Here is a 13871-nt window from a genome sequence, read left to right as displayed (position 1 = left end):
AATATACCCATTTCTTTCGCATTCTAATAAGAAGCCGCAAAAAATTCACAGGATCGTTGTCTGCCATCCTGCGGTTTTTGCCGCTCTCTTATTCGCTGTGCTACGTCTCAATGTACGCTGGTTGAAGTAGAAATATGTTAATGGCACGGACTTCTTTCTTATTCATTTGGCTGGTAAGTTTATCTATATTCGTTCACAACGTTCTGCTATACTCAAATTTAGGACAAATGTAATCGGTGGGAAGACACGGCGAAGCTGCTCCGAAAGGAGGTGGAGCCGTGTCTCTTGATTTGATCGTGAAGATTCTGGACGCTTTATTAAAGATCGTCAGTATTTGTACTGGCCTGAGAACTTTATTCAGCGTTAAGAAGAGACGTAAGAACAAGAAAAACCACCGACGATAGGTTGGCCCCTTAATTCGGTGGTTTTTCATGCATTTGAAATTCGCGCCGTGGTCACCCATCGGTCTTTTGTCTGGATATCCGCAATGTTAGCGCATTGCGGATATTTTCATATTACCCAGAACTGCTTTCTAATATGACAATAACATATACTTCAATTCACTACAACTCACTACAAACGTACAATTATCATTTTGATATTGTGATAAAATGCTAATTCTCAGAGGGAGAGGAAGAAGGTTGTTTACGAGAGAAACGATGGAGAAGCAACAAACGTGGTTTTATGTCGTTGCCCTATTCGTGGGAGCAGCGATTGGGCTGGGCACCCCTGAATGGGGGTCAGCGCTGCATTATACGGTTTCACCTGTACTTGCCATTTTGCTATATAGCATGTTTGCACAACTTCCTTTTTTACAGCTTAAAGAATCCTTATCCAACCTGCGATTTATTGGAGCTTTGCTGGTGGCTAATTTTATCGTAGTGCCTGTGGTCGTGTGGTTGTTAACCCTGGCGTTTCCGCAACCTCCGGCCGTGCTAATCGGCGTTTACCTGGTACTGTTAACCCCGTGCATTGATTACGTCATTGTTTTTACACAGTTGGGTCGGGGCAATGAGAAATTGATGCTTGCTGCAACGCCAATCCTGTTTGTTATACAAATGGTCTTATTACCAGTATATTTGTGGCTGTTCATAGGGAAGGAAGCGGCACAGGTCATGCAGGTGGGGCCTTTCGTGGAGGCTTTTCTGTTCCTGATCGTTATTCCGTTGCTGTTGGCTATTCTTACGCAAGTTGTGACCAAAGGCAAAGCCGGAGGAGAACGGGTGATGAACGCAACCGCTTGGCTGCCTGTACCCATGATGGCTCTGGCCTTGATTGTGGTTGTCGCATCGCAGATCGGGAAGGTCTACAATGATTTTGCTGTAATTGTGGATGTTCTGCCCATTTATATTATTTTTCTAGTTGTTATGCCCTTCATATCACGAATCGTAGTGGCTCTATTTCGATTGAATACAGGCGAAGGCAGGGCCGTTATTTTCAGTGCAGGGACCCGAAATTCACTTGTCGTTCTGCCATTGGCACTTGCATTGCCGCAAGAGTGGGCCACAATTGCTGCCGCAGTGATAGTAACCCAGACGATCGTCGAGCTGGCGGGAGAGTTAATCTATATTCGTATTGTTCCTTCCGTCATACTGCGTGATCGCTGATTCCTTAGAAAAGAAGATCAGGGTGTATCCATTAAGATGCATCCATATATGTAAAAAGGAAAGGGGCAATTCCCTGAGTCATGAACATGACGGGATGCCCCTTTTATCGTTTAACGAATCGAGCATTCTATTAGACGAATTTCCACAGATTCGGCGGCTCAATTAAGCATTTCCGTCAGATAACGTTTTGCGGTACTCCCCCGGTGTGATGCCCTCCATTTTTTTGAACACTTTACTGAAATACTTCTCGTCCTGATAGCCGACCATTTCCGAGATTTTTGCAATTCGTAGTGAAGGGTTCTGCAATAGAAGCTTGGCGTTATTGATTCGCAGTTTGCCCAAATACTCCGACCAGTTCAATCCGAACTGCTGTTTGAATTTGCGAGATATATATTCGCGACTCAGGTAGAACCGTGCAGCAATCTGCTGCAGAGACAGGTCCTCTTGATAATGAGCATCCATATAACGTGCAATCTCACTCATTGGGTCCGGTGTTGCATGATGATGTGCAGTGAGGGCCTTTCCGGCTGCGAGCAACCGCTGTTCCAGCAGGGAGCGGAGCAAGGGCAGCGATAATAGTCCGTCACGGTCCAAAGGCAACTCGGCGAATGGAATGGATTGTTCATCTATCGCTTCATCTTCATCCTTCGGTGGGGCACCTGCAGCATCGTCGAGCCAACGGCCAATCATCCATTCCATTTCATCCATCCATTGCTGTACCTGCTCCGCTGTTACGACATCGAGCCGGGTAATGGGATCAATCCATTCTGCAACGGCATTGGACACGCTGGAAGCGCGCCCGCTCATAGATGCCAGCCGTAAGGACTCCTCAAAGGTAGATAACCGCAGCCCTTTGTTTCCGTTGGAGGACTCCATTGCATCGTGAATACACTGCTTCGTTTGCAAGGCATTGCGTCGCCACAACCGCAAACTAGCTTCCTGATAGGCTCCCGAGGTCCCCGTAGGATAAAACTCACAGCTGGAAATACCAAAATGAAGACGGCGTTGAATGGTCTGCTCCAGACCATCGTTCACTTTTTCGAGAATGGTTTGAAGTGTCGAGCATTGACCCCAGTATAGGAGAACGACTTCATCCGGCTGATCAAGCTGGCGGAACACGACACCTTCAGCAGGCGGGGATAACATCTCCGCACAGATATTCAGCACGGAGAATACGAGCAAATCAGGCTGACTACGATATTTTGCCAAGCATTGAGCATCGAGATGGGAAAGGCTGGTGACTGCCACACTGCAACTGTCGATCTGCTTGGGCAGATTTAATTCATCCCGCAGCCGCTGGAATTGGGTGTTATTGCTTCCGCGTCCAACGACAAGCTCTGTGAGCAGTCTGTCATGATAATGCGGACGCATCTGATTGACCACCATGGATTGTCTTGTGGACTGCACACGAACAGCATCGTCTTCTTTCCAGGCGTCGACTGCTCTAAATAAGGATGAATTCAGTTCGTCTGCTTCGACTGGTTTGAGCAGGTAGTCCGTACCTCCATAGCGAATTGCATGCCTGACCAGTTCAAAATCATCATATCCGCTGATGACCAGTACTTTGCTGTGCGGGGCATGAACAGATATCCATTCGAGCAGAGCCATACCATCCTTGCCAGGCATTCGCATATCGCTGAGTACAATTTGCGGTTGATGAGCCGTAATGGCAGCGACCGCTTCGTGACCATCTGCCGCTTCATATAAGGTATCAATTCCTGCGGCTTCCCATTGACCAAGCAGCTTAATCGCATCGCGGACGTGTTTTTCATCATCGACAATCAAGGCTTTCATGTTGTTCACTCTCCCGCGTATATTTTGACTATGATCTCTACGCCATTCGGTTCCAGATTGCCGATCGTAAGCGTGGCATTGTATCCCGGAGGTGAGTTTAGTTGGAGTCTGCGCATTACGTTACGCAATCCAATCGACTCGGTCTCGTCCGGTTCCTGAGAGGAATCGGAAGATATAGATGCCGGATGCAACCAACGCTGAATTTCGGACAACTTGTCTTCCGGAATGCGCGGTCCGTTATTTTCCAGCCGAATCTGAATCCAATCGTCAGGCGTTCGCTGACTGGATATGCGTATCCTGCCTTTGCCAGGCTGAACATCCGCTCCATGCTTGAAGTAATTCTCAATTAAAGGCTGCAAGGTCATCCTCGGCATTTCGGCCCGCAGGGTATCTTCGGCAAAATCCAGTTCAACCTCCAGGCGGTCACCGAACCGCTCTTTTTGCAGTTCCAGATAGAGTCGTGCATGCTCGGCTTCTTCGTTCAAAGTGACCCGGGTCTGGTCACGCATGCTGTAGCGCAGCATTTTGGATAGGGAAGATAGCAGCACATACACCCGTTGTCCTTGCTGTTGAAGCGCAAGTGTACCGATGGATTGCAACGTATTATACAGAAAATGGGGATGAATCTGGGCTTGCAGCGCTTTAAGTTGATTCGTTTTATTCGCAATTTCAAGGCGATATTCCCGCAAAATCAAGTTGTTCACCGTATCCATCATATCCCGGAAATGACGGGCCAGCACACCGATCTCGTCCCGACTCGTTAAACGGATATCCACATGCAGGCGTCCTGCCTGAATCTGGTTCATATAACGCATTAATTGCTTGAGCGGTCCAGTGATCCGGATCGAGATGAACAAGGTTGCCACAATGACCAATAACAGCGCAGCAATAGCGATCATGGCATTATTCCACGTTAGAGTGGTGGCACTCGCGTACAGCGTTTCATTCGGAATCTGTTTTACAATGGTCCAGTCTGCAAATTGGCTTCCTAATTGCTGATACACATACATTGAATGATCTTGTTCAAAATGCCCTGAAGCGGTCTGTACTGTCCCTTCACCGGAACGTGCTGAATTCAGCTCAGTCGCTGCTTCCTGCCGTAATGCATCCGTTCCGCTGACTTCCGACTTTCCTTCGAAAATGATCTGGTTCTTATTGTCGATGACATAGATCTGTTCCTTTGTCGGATCATACAGTCTGCTGCAGATTTCGGCAATGGTATCCATGTTCAAATCGATGGCGAGCACACCCAATCGTTCTGTCGAAGGTACATCCTTGATCACACGGTGAAGGGTAATCACTGTTCTTGGAGGATCATCCGCTGACGCTGCCTTGAAGCCGTAAGAATGACTAAGGTGAGCCGATTCGACCCAGATATCCGGGCTTTTATCGTTCGATTTTCCATGAAGCGAGTCGGAGTAGGCCTGTTTGCGTTCTTCCCGCTTCGGGAAAGGATTGGCAATTAATGTCGATTGATTGGCAGCAAAAGAGTGCAGATACAGCTGGAATACATCGGGCACAGCCGAACGTATCGTCTGCAGAGTGGTGTATACCTCGGCAACTGCGCGATAGTCGCCGGGGATTTTCGCCAGATTTCGCAGAAAATTCGGATCGTTGTACACAGCAAGCGAAGCTCTTGCCACGTTATCCACGTAATTGTTGAGATTGGTGGACGCCTGAAAGATTAGGCGTTTGTTCTCTGCGACGGCCTGCTCACGCAGGGCGGTCTTAGTCTGGATAAACGTCATGCTGATGGATGCCAGCAGCGGGATCGTCGTGGCAATGAGCATAAAAGCGATTAGCTTGGTGCGAATGCTGTAGTATTTTGACATCGTGACACCCCTTCTGGTTGCAGGTTAAGAGAGGACAATATTTTACACCCAACTGTTCACCAGGGTCGGTGTTTCCCTGTGCGAGAATGGGGTTTAATAGAACAAGAGACCAATTTCATCCATCTATAGAAGGGGAGAACGATATGAAGCATCGCAAATCTTCACAGCTGTTACAGCAGCTTGTGTTCGTGGGTCCCTCCATCGTCTTTTTTATTCTCATTATCGTGGTCCCTTTCCTGCTTGGCATGGTATATTCCTTTACCGACTGGAACGGGGTGTCGGCGAACATTCATTGGGTAGGATTCGATAATTTCAAGCAAATTTTTGCGAATGATCCCAAGTTTCTATCTGCGTTTTGGTTTACGGTGCGCTTCACCGTGGTTGGTGTAATTTTGACCAATGTTATCGGTTTTTTCCTGGCGTATTTCCTGACCAAGCCGCTCAAGACGAGAAACTTTCTGCGCACGATCTTTTTTATGCCTAACGTGATCGGTGGATTGTTGCTCGGCTTTATCTGGCAGTTCATATTTGTGAAAGGGTTTTCAGCAGTAGGCGACGTAACAGGTTGGTCCTTCTTCAACCTCCCTTGGTTGGGAGACGAGCCAACGGCCTTCTGGGGTATCGTCATTGTATTTGTTTGGCAGACCGCAGGGTATCTGATGGTCATCTACATCTCGTCCTTGACCAACGTATCACCTGATCTGCTGGAAGCTGCCGAAATTGATGGTGCCAGCCGCTGGCAGGTACTGCGCAGCATTATTTTCCCGCTCATTATGCCGGGAGTCACAATCTGTCTGTTCCTTGCCATCTCCTGGTCATTCAAAATGTTCGATCTCAATCTGTCGCTGACTAAAGGCGGACCGTTTGGATCAACAGAATCGGTAGCACTGAATATTTACAATGAGGCTTTTGTGAATAATCGGTACGGCATCGGTACAGCCAAAGCACTTGTGTTCTTCGTAATCGTTGCCATTATCACCATGATTCAGGTGCGTGTGACGAAGAGCAAGGAGGTGGAGGCATAGATGGAAACGTCAAAAAATTACCGCTTCAGTACCATAGTAACCGAGATTGTTATGGTGCTCATTGGATTATTGTTCCTGGTTCCGTTTTACTTCCTGTTTGTCAATTCGGTCAAAACATTTGGTGACCTGCTTACCAATTCGGCAGCATGGCCAGAGGTATTCCAATGGGGCAACTATGCGAACGCCTGGGAGAAAATCAAGTTCCCATCAGCGCTGATGAACTCGCTCATCGTCACTGTAGTCAGCAATCTGCTGCTGGTGTTGATCAGCTCCATGGCGGCCTACCGAATGGTACGCAGCGATACACGCTTCAACCGGATTTTGTTCGGCATGTTCATTGCCGCCATGGTGATTCCGTTTCAGTCTATCATGATTCCACTCGTTACCGTAACCAGTAATCTTGGACTGATCGACAGCCTCTTCGGACTCATCATCTGTTATCTCGGTTTTGGCGCACCGATGTCCATCTTCCTGTTCCACGGATTCGTCAAATCGGTTCCACTCGAAATTGAAGAGGCAGCTCGGGTGGATGGAAGCTCCGCCTACGGCGTGTTCTTCCGGATTGTATTCCCGCTTATGAAGCCGATGTATGTAACCGTCATCATCCTGAATACACTCTGGATCTGGAATGACTATCTGCTGCCATCCCTGATTCTGCAAAGCTCCAATTTGCGTACAATTCCGATTGCGACCTTTGCGCTCTTCGGACAATATACGAAGCAATGGGATCTTGCCCTGCCTGCACTGGTGCTTGGTATCATGCCAATTATCATCTTCTTCCTGCTGATGCAGAAATACATCATTCAGGGGATTACTGCTGGATCCGTTAAAGGGTAAGTGCGAGGGCGGACCGCTCCGTGATCATGTGCGCTTACGGTCGCTGTTGCTCCCCGGTGGCCTGAATGAATTCAGGTAAAGAAGCCACCGAGTATCAAAGGCGAACGCTCCGCTCCTCCAGCGCATCATGATCCCTCCGCTCCGACCTGGCACGGAGGTGTGCAAGGGAGTCATGCCCGCTAAGCATGGGCCTGACTCCTGAGGGGAAATGATAAAAAGATGGTCAAAGTTTTAACGAACTCACCGCATCTTATGAGGTGAATAATTGAGGCATGCAAAGGGGAAGCACCGATTCGGGAACGGTTGTAAATCAATCGCCCCCTGCATCCTGGTGGCTAAAAAATGCAACGAAGCTGTTATACTGAAACTACTATAGGGAGAGTGTATGTATGAAAAGAATGACCAAGTTGACGTTGCTTATGCTGATTGCTTTTTCTGTAATGCTTGCGGGTTGTGGCAACGGAGATAAGAGTGGAAGTCCTGTCAAAACAGACGCCCAAGGTGGCGGAGAGGCTGCTGCAGGAGACAAAACCATTAAAATCTTTCAATTCAAAGTCGAAATTGCGGAAGCGCTTAACCGTCTCAAAGCGGAGTATGAGTCCTCTCATCCAGGCATCAAATTGGACATTCAGACCGTTGGTGGCGGTAGTGACTACGGCGCTGCATTGAAAGCCAAGTTCGCTGCTGGCGAACAACCGGATATTTTCAACGTTGGTGGTTATCGTGAACTGGATACATGGCTCGAGTACCTGGAAGATCTGTCAGGCGAAGCATGGGTAAAAGATGTGCTTGATGTTGCCAAAGAGCCAATGACCAAAGACGGCAAATTGTATGGACAGCCGCTGGCACTGGAAGGCTATGGTTTCATTTATAACAAAGATCTCTTCCAAAAAGCAGGCATCACTGAAATTCCAACTACACTGGAACAGTTGGATCAGGCTGCACAGAAACTTCAAGCCGCAGGCATTACCCCGTTCTCTAATGGATATCAGGAATGGTGGGTACTCGGCAATCATAACGTAAACGTGGCATTTGCGAATCAGGCAGATCCTGTGAAATTTATTCAAGGCCTTAACGAAGGTACCGAGAAAATCCCTGGCAATCAGGTGTTCACGGACTGGATGAACTTGCTCGACTTGACGCTGAAATACAGCAACAAAAACCCGCTCACAACCGACTACAACACACAGGTAACCCTGTTTGCCACTGGAGAAGCTGCGATGATGCAGCAAGGGAACTGGACACAGGTACAAATTGATGGCATCGATCCTAATCTGAATCTCGGCATCCTGCCGATGCCAATTACGAATGAACCGAACGACAAATTGTTTGTTGGCGTACCGAACTACTGGGTTGTGAACAAGAATTCGCAAGTGAAACCGGAAGCGAAAGAGTTTCTGGAATGGCTCGTGACATCTGACATCGGGAAACAGTATATGACCAAAGAATTCAAGTTTATCCCGGCGTTCAGTTCCATTCAGGCATCTGAAGAGGATCTGGGTGATCTCGCAACCGATATCATGAAGTACAGCCAGGAAAACAAAACATTAAGCTGGAACTTTAACCGTTTCCCTGAAGGCGTTCCACAAGAATTCGGTAGTACGATTCAGGCTTATGTAGCAGGTAAATCGGACAAAAAAGCCCTGCTTGATGCATTGCAGCAAAACTGGGATAGTCTGAAAAAATAATCACTCGGATTAGCTATCCGTATAAGTAAAATAGTGCTGTCTCATCCTTGAATGGTTATCCACATACTAATATCCACAGGCTATTGGAGCCATTCGCAAATGATATGAATAAGTAGTCAACTTAAATAGGTCAACCAGAATTATATTCTGGTTGACCTATTTTTTAGTTTTTGGACTCCGCTAGCGCAGATCGGAAGAATAGCATGAGATAATGCTCCTGAAATGTGGATAACCTCATCATATATAGAGGCTCAATAACCTATTTAACACAGAGTTAATACTATATGTGGATATCCTGTGTGTACAATGTTCTAAATGTGGACAAGTTCGAGAAAATTGGGGCAAAGATCATCTTTTGTTAACTACATAACTTGCGTTTGTTTATTTAGTACTATATAGTTCTATTTATGACAAATCAAAAATCGATCTCAGGTTCTGTGAAATCCAAAAGTTCAAATCCGGTTAATCGGACCAAGGCAGTCGAAGTTGCTGCTCAGTTATTTTTGCGTCAGGGATACAGCTATGTCAGCATGGATGAGGTCGTGCGGGCAAGCGGGGTATCCAAATCGAATATCTATTACCATTTCAAAAACAAGGAGGAATTGCTCCAGGCCGTGGTGCAGTACTGGATTGCCCAGTATGAATCGGAGCTCTACCTGCTGCTCAGTCAGCGTGAACGAGAGGTTACAGAACGGATCTATTCGTTCATGGCGTTACTGTCCGCAGGCATGGAAGGGCGGGATTATAAAGGAAGTTGTCCGTTTATTACATTGTATATGCAGACACCAGCCAGCGCACCCGAAGTGAAAGAAAGTATAGCCCGTTTCTTCCGTGAGCTGCAGCCGATGATGGAAAAGCTGTTGCAGCAAGGGGTGGATCGTGGCGAATTTCGTAAAGGGATTGAGCCTGGACCCGCGGCTGCATTATTTATCGCTGCATTCGAGGGTTCACTTGTACTCGCGGAGACTGCGCGTGATATAGGGATAATTGAACAATCAGCACGTACATTTTGTCAGATGCTTCGGTAAACGAAGCTCTTTTTTTAAATATTACTAGTACTATATAGTACTAAAATAAATAGGGATAAAAGGGAGAGAGATTAGAAATGAGTATACATAATTCATCATTATCAAATGCAGAACGTAAGACTGACCTCAATCCAGCTATGAACAACATGGCGACTGAATCAACGACTATTTTGATGACGGGCAGTACCGGATTTATAGGCAAGGAGGCAGTGAAACAACTTGGAGACAGTGAAGCGCAGTTATTACTGCTTGTACGCTCTGAATCCAAAGCGAGGATGGTTCTGAATGCATATGGAGTAACGGATTTCAGCCGAATAACGTATATTCAGGGGGATTTGTCAGCTCCAGGCCTCGGTCTGACCAAAGCTGATCGTGAGCGTGCTCATCAGGCCAATATCATAATTCATGCAGGTGGGACGATGGATGTCACATTGCCACCGAAGGTGGCAGAACAGATTTTTATGAATGGAGCAAGAGGCATGGCCGAACTGGCCGAAGAAATCCAGCGTACACACGGATTGAGGCACTTTATCCACGTGGTTGGTTTTATGAGTCCCTATGGAAGGAAGGATTCTCCGCCCATATCTTCAACGAATGAAGATGTTGGGGATAAGTCGAGCGGGCAGAAGTCATTGATTAGCAAAGCCTTCCATTCGGAAAGTGCTTATGAACATATGAAATTCGAAGCCGATCGTTATATTCGACAGCATGCAGAACAATATTCGTATGTCTTATCTGTTGTAAACCCGAGTACAATCGTGGGTCCATATCCCACTGGAGCAACCGAACAAACGGGCGGAATTGGCATGATGATACAGGCGATGAGAAGGCGTAGAATGCCGGTGATTCCCGGTGGTCTACAGCACTGGTTGCCCCTCGTATCCAATGACGTGGTTGCACAGACCCTTGTTTTCCTGACTCAGGACAGCAATCCATCCGGCGGCACATATCCCCTGTTGTCCAGAAAAGCGGACAGTCCGGATATGAAGGAAATGATTCGGTTACTAGCGGCGGAGTTGGATGTATCTGCACCTCGATGGTCAGTACCCCTGCCCATGATCCATGCAGCGATGAAGGCTGGTGGCACAAAGATTAGCGGAATACCGCCCGAATCAATCGCGTTTATTACCAAACAGGAGTTTGAAGTGCAGCAAACGGAAGGGTTGTTTCAGCGAATGGGACTAAAATTGCCTGAAGTTAGTGAGTTATTACCTTACGTAACAGCTGATTTGGATTATCGTTTCAGCTATCCTGCACAGGAGGATTTACCTCAGGGTTGGACTCGAACACGTAAGGGAAGTCTTGCGGTGCTGGTCCATGAGGGCAAGGGGGAGCCTTGGGTGATTGTTCATGGTTTGATGAGCAGTGCTGACGATATGATCCCGCTGGGAGATGCGGTATGGAGTATGACGGGAAACCCGATATGGCTTGTCGATCTTGCCGGATTTGGGCGTTCTCCGGTTCATCGGAACAAGGTAAGAGGGACGGCCTTCAAAGGGCAGGTCGAAGGGGTGCGAAGTGTGCTGGATGAGATACAAGGTCCGGTCAAACTGGTAGGACATTCTGTTGGGGCAGCCATAGCCGCGGCGGTGATGCAGGAGAGTGGACGTGAAAATATCCAGCTTGCCATGCTGCAGCCCGTATGGGGAGCCTCGAAAGATGGTATGCAGCGCCTAATATCAAGACTCCCGAGAAGAATGCTGCAAGGACTGTTATCTCGGATGTCTCCACAGCAATTGGCTGGGCAGTTAAAAAGAGCAGAGGCTGCGGGGATCAATCCAACCGTGCTGGAAGGTTATGCGAGGAGATCTTCTTCTGGTATGAAGTCTCCTCGCATCGCAGGAGCGAATGCTGATTTGCTCCACTGGATACAGTCCCATCCAAATGATAAAGTGTCACAGACAAGTGCAGATGCGCAGCGCACACTCATGGTTTGGGGGACGAACGATAAGGGATACACGCGCCCCGAAAATATCCATTCATCCGTTCAACGTGTGGAACTTCCCTATGGGCATCACTTTCCCCTGTTTCATGTGGAAGAAACAGCTTCACTGCTTGTGAAATGGCAAATGAAGAGACGGTAAGCGAAGAAATGAAGTGTGCATTCCCTAAATTACAAAATATTCAGGTAGCTCGATAATAAAATGTTAAATTATATTACACATACAGTTAGATAAACGGAATGAAAACGTTATTTTCACTCCCATTTATACTTGTCGCACAATAAAACGATGCTCATTTTGGCAAGGCAGTACATTGTGACCCTCTTCTGAACTGCGATAGACTTGATTTCAAGATCAACAGCTAAGAGGAGGATGTGTACGATGCCACTTCAAAAAACGTTATTGGCACTGGACGCGCTGGACAGCGCTTATGTAAATGGTGAAAGTGTAAAGCAACTATTTGTTCAATATCCACAGGTTTCCGTTGAAGTGCTGACCGTACAAGGGGAAAAGGGAAGTACGGATTTTGTTAAAATCATCATCCCTGGTACAAACGGCAAGTTGTCAGGAGGGCAGGCCCCGACCATGGGGATTGTCGGACGGCTGGGTGGAATCGGCGCCCGTCCAACACGCATTGGACTCGTTTCGGATGCAGATGGCGCCGTCGCTGCTGTAGCAGCAGGACTGAAACTCGCCGATATGCAGACCAAGGGTGATTCGCTCAAAGGTGATGTCATTGTGACTACGCATATCTGTCCGGATGCCCCGACTCTTCCGCATGAACCGGTGGATTTTATGGACTCTCCGGTCGACATTTTGCAGATGAACGAACATGAGGTTCTGCCAGAGATGGAAGCTATTTTGTCCATTGATACAACCAAAGGAAACCGGGTGATTAACCATAAAGGCATCGCCATTTCGCCCACGGTGAAAGAGGGATATATTTTACGGGTGAGCGATGATTTGCTCCGAATTATGGAGATGACCACAGGGCAGCTGCCTGTGACCTTCCCGATTACGACGCAGGATATTACGCCATATGGCAATGACTTATACCATATCAATTCCATTTTACAGCCAGCTGTGGCTACACATGCACCTGTTGTAGGCGTAGCCGTAACCGCTCAATCCGCAGTTCCGGGATGCGGCACAGGAGCGAGCCATGAGGTTGACATTGCAAGCGCAGTTCGTTTGGTCGTGGAGACAGCCAAGGAATTCACGAATGGCACCTGTTCTTTCTACAATGTGGAGGAATATAACCTGATTACTCGTCTGTATGGATCAATGAAAGTACTTCAGACACCAGGGATCCAGGCAGCTCCGTCTGCATAGTTTAGTCGAGAAGGTCACGGTTGAAGCGGCAGTTAAAAATAATGCTGTGGACATACGTGGCTTCTACAGCCGATCTGATATGTAGGAGGCTATAACATGACCAAGCAGCTAGGCATGATTACGATTGGACAAGCTCCACGAACCGATGTTGCGCCTGTCTTAGAAAAGTACCTGGAGGGGCGGGCGGAACTCCTTCAGGTCGGGGTGCTGGACGGACTGTCGGCAACTCAGATCGCTGCGCTGGCCCCGGAACCGGGTGAATATGTGTTGACTTCCCGTCTGCAGGATGGCAGTGCAGCTATCGTATCCCGTGAAAAAATCAGACCGATGCTGAATCAAAAGATTCGTGAATTCGAAGCCATGGGTGTCCCCAATATTCTGCTGCTGTGCACAGGTTCCTTTCCGGGTCTGCGTTCAGCTAAAGTGCACCTCATTGAGCCTGACCGCATTATTCCTCCAGCCGTACAGGCCATGGCCGATGGCCGCCGTCTGGGGCTTATTGGACCTTTGGCAGAGCAAGCGGGACAGCTTGATTTGAAGTTTTCCTCCCTGGTCCAGCCTGCGTTTGCCGCTGCTTCTCCCTATACATCCGGCGAGTCTGAGTTCCGGCAGGCGACGGAATCATTAAAGGGGCGTGTTGAACTCATTTTACTGGATTGCATGGGGTATGATGAGCGCCACCGTCAATGGGTTGCCAATGCCAGCGCAGGAATCCCGGTCATTTTGTCGAATGCTCTAATGGGTAAACTAGTAGCGGAAATGGTCTGACACAGGAGGAGACGAAC

General features: G+C 47.9%; 10 protein-coding genes. 8 read left to right on the top strand and 2 right to left on the bottom strand.

Features of this window, described 5'->3' with window-relative positions:
• Positions 1–611 precede the first annotated feature (611 nt).
• On the top strand, positions 612–1607 hold the full coding sequence (locus AC4PM4_RS22640; RefSeq protein ID WP_491614629.1) for an arsenic resistance protein: 996 nt from the start codon (positions 612–614) through the stop codon (positions 1605–1607).
• Between the two features lie 162 nt (positions 1608–1769).
• On the opposite strand, the gene AC4PM4_RS22635 is transcribed toward AC4PM4_RS22640, so the two are convergent.
• A complete protein-coding gene (locus AC4PM4_RS22635) occupies positions 1770–3401 on the bottom strand; it encodes a response regulator (RefSeq protein ID WP_491614628.1) in 1632 nt (543 codons plus the stop codon).
• A gap of 5 nt (positions 3402–3406) precedes the next feature.
• Positions 3407–5233, bottom strand: a complete 1827-nt coding sequence (locus AC4PM4_RS22630) for a cache domain-containing sensor histidine kinase (protein ID WP_491614627.1) — start codon at positions 5231–5233, stop codon at positions 3407–3409.
• A 143-nt stretch (positions 5234–5376) separates the two neighbouring features.
• On the opposite strand from AC4PM4_RS22630, the gene AC4PM4_RS22625 reads away from it, so the two are divergent.
• The 7 genes from AC4PM4_RS22625 to AC4PM4_RS22595 all read left to right on the top strand — a co-directional run bounded on the left by AC4PM4_RS22625 (position 5377) and on the right by AC4PM4_RS22595 (position 13854).
• Entirely contained in the window at positions 5377–6258 is an 882-nt protein-coding gene (locus AC4PM4_RS22625; RefSeq protein WP_063567994.1) for a carbohydrate ABC transporter permease, read from the top strand.
• Positions 6259–7095 carry a carbohydrate ABC transporter permease gene (locus tag AC4PM4_RS22620; protein WP_053779743.1) on the top strand — a complete coding sequence of 279 codons (837 nt, stop codon included), beginning with the start codon at positions 6259–6261 and terminating at the stop codon, positions 7093–7095.
• Between the two features lie 389 nt (positions 7096–7484).
• The gene (locus AC4PM4_RS22615) at positions 7485–8783 is read left to right on the top strand and encodes an ABC transporter substrate-binding protein (protein ID WP_491614626.1); all 1299 of its coding nucleotides are present in this window, start codon (positions 7485–7487) and stop codon (positions 8781–8783) included.
• A 407-nt stretch (positions 8784–9190) separates the two neighbouring features.
• Positions 9191–9811, top strand: a complete 621-nt coding sequence (locus AC4PM4_RS22610; protein ID WP_072734898.1) for a TetR/AcrR family transcriptional regulator — start codon at positions 9191–9193, stop codon at positions 9809–9811.
• 77 nt (positions 9812–9888) lie between these two features.
• Positions 9889–11895: an alpha/beta fold hydrolase gene (locus AC4PM4_RS22605; protein ID WP_491614625.1), complete on the top strand. Its 2007-nt coding sequence runs from the start codon at positions 9889–9891 to the stop codon at positions 11893–11895.
• A gap of 240 nt (positions 11896–12135) precedes the next feature.
• Positions 12136–13086 (top strand): DUF1177 domain-containing protein, encoded by a 951-nt coding sequence (locus tag AC4PM4_RS22600; RefSeq protein WP_072734897.1) that lies wholly within the window; start codon positions 12136–12138, stop codon positions 13084–13086.
• Positions 13087–13182: 96 nt separating this feature from the next.
• A complete protein-coding gene (locus AC4PM4_RS22595) occupies positions 13183–13854 on the top strand; it encodes an AroM family protein (RefSeq protein WP_072734896.1) in 672 nt (223 codons plus the stop codon).
• The last annotated feature ends 17 nt before the right edge of the window (positions 13855–13871 follow it).

It is taken from the genome of Paenibacillus sp. MDV22-iso6, from assembly GCF_058408365.1.
This window is presented reverse-complemented; position numbering and strand designations above follow the sequence as displayed.

What these genes read in the sequence shown, in the direction of transcription:
- AC4PM4_RS22625 (WP_063567994.1), top strand. Translation starts at nt 5,377, where the DNA reads ATGAAGCATCGCAAATCTTCACAGCTGTTACAGCAGCTTGTGTTCGTG.
- AC4PM4_RS22620 (WP_053779743.1), top strand. Translation starts at nt 6,259, where the DNA reads ATGGAAACGTCAAAAAATTACCGCTTCAGTACCATAGTAACCGAGATT.
- AC4PM4_RS22640 (WP_491614629.1), top strand. Translation starts at nt 612, where the DNA reads ATGCTAATTCTCAGAGGGAGAGGAAGAAGGTTGTTTACGAGAGAAACG.
- AC4PM4_RS22610 (WP_072734898.1), top strand. Translation starts at nt 9,191, where the DNA reads ATGACAAATCAAAAATCGATCTCAGGTTCTGTGAAATCCAAAAGTTCA.
- AC4PM4_RS22615 (WP_491614626.1), top strand. Translation starts at nt 7,485, where the DNA reads ATGAAAAGAATGACCAAGTTGACGTTGCTTATGCTGATTGCTTTTTCT.
- AC4PM4_RS22595 (WP_072734896.1), top strand. Translation starts at nt 13,183, where the DNA reads ATGACCAAGCAGCTAGGCATGATTACGATTGGACAAGCTCCACGAACC.
- AC4PM4_RS22605 (WP_491614625.1), top strand. Translation starts at nt 9,889, where the DNA reads ATGAGTATACATAATTCATCATTATCAAATGCAGAACGTAAGACTGAC.
- AC4PM4_RS22630 (WP_491614627.1), bottom strand. Translation starts at nt 5,233, where the DNA reads ATGTCAAAATACTACAGCATTCGCACCAAGCTAATCGCTTTTATGCTC.
- AC4PM4_RS22635 (WP_491614628.1), bottom strand. Translation starts at nt 3,401, where the DNA reads ATGAAAGCCTTGATTGTCGATGATGAAAAACACGTCCGCGATGCGATT.
- AC4PM4_RS22600 (WP_072734897.1), top strand. Translation starts at nt 12,136, where the DNA reads ATGCCACTTCAAAAAACGTTATTGGCACTGGACGCGCTGGACAGCGCT.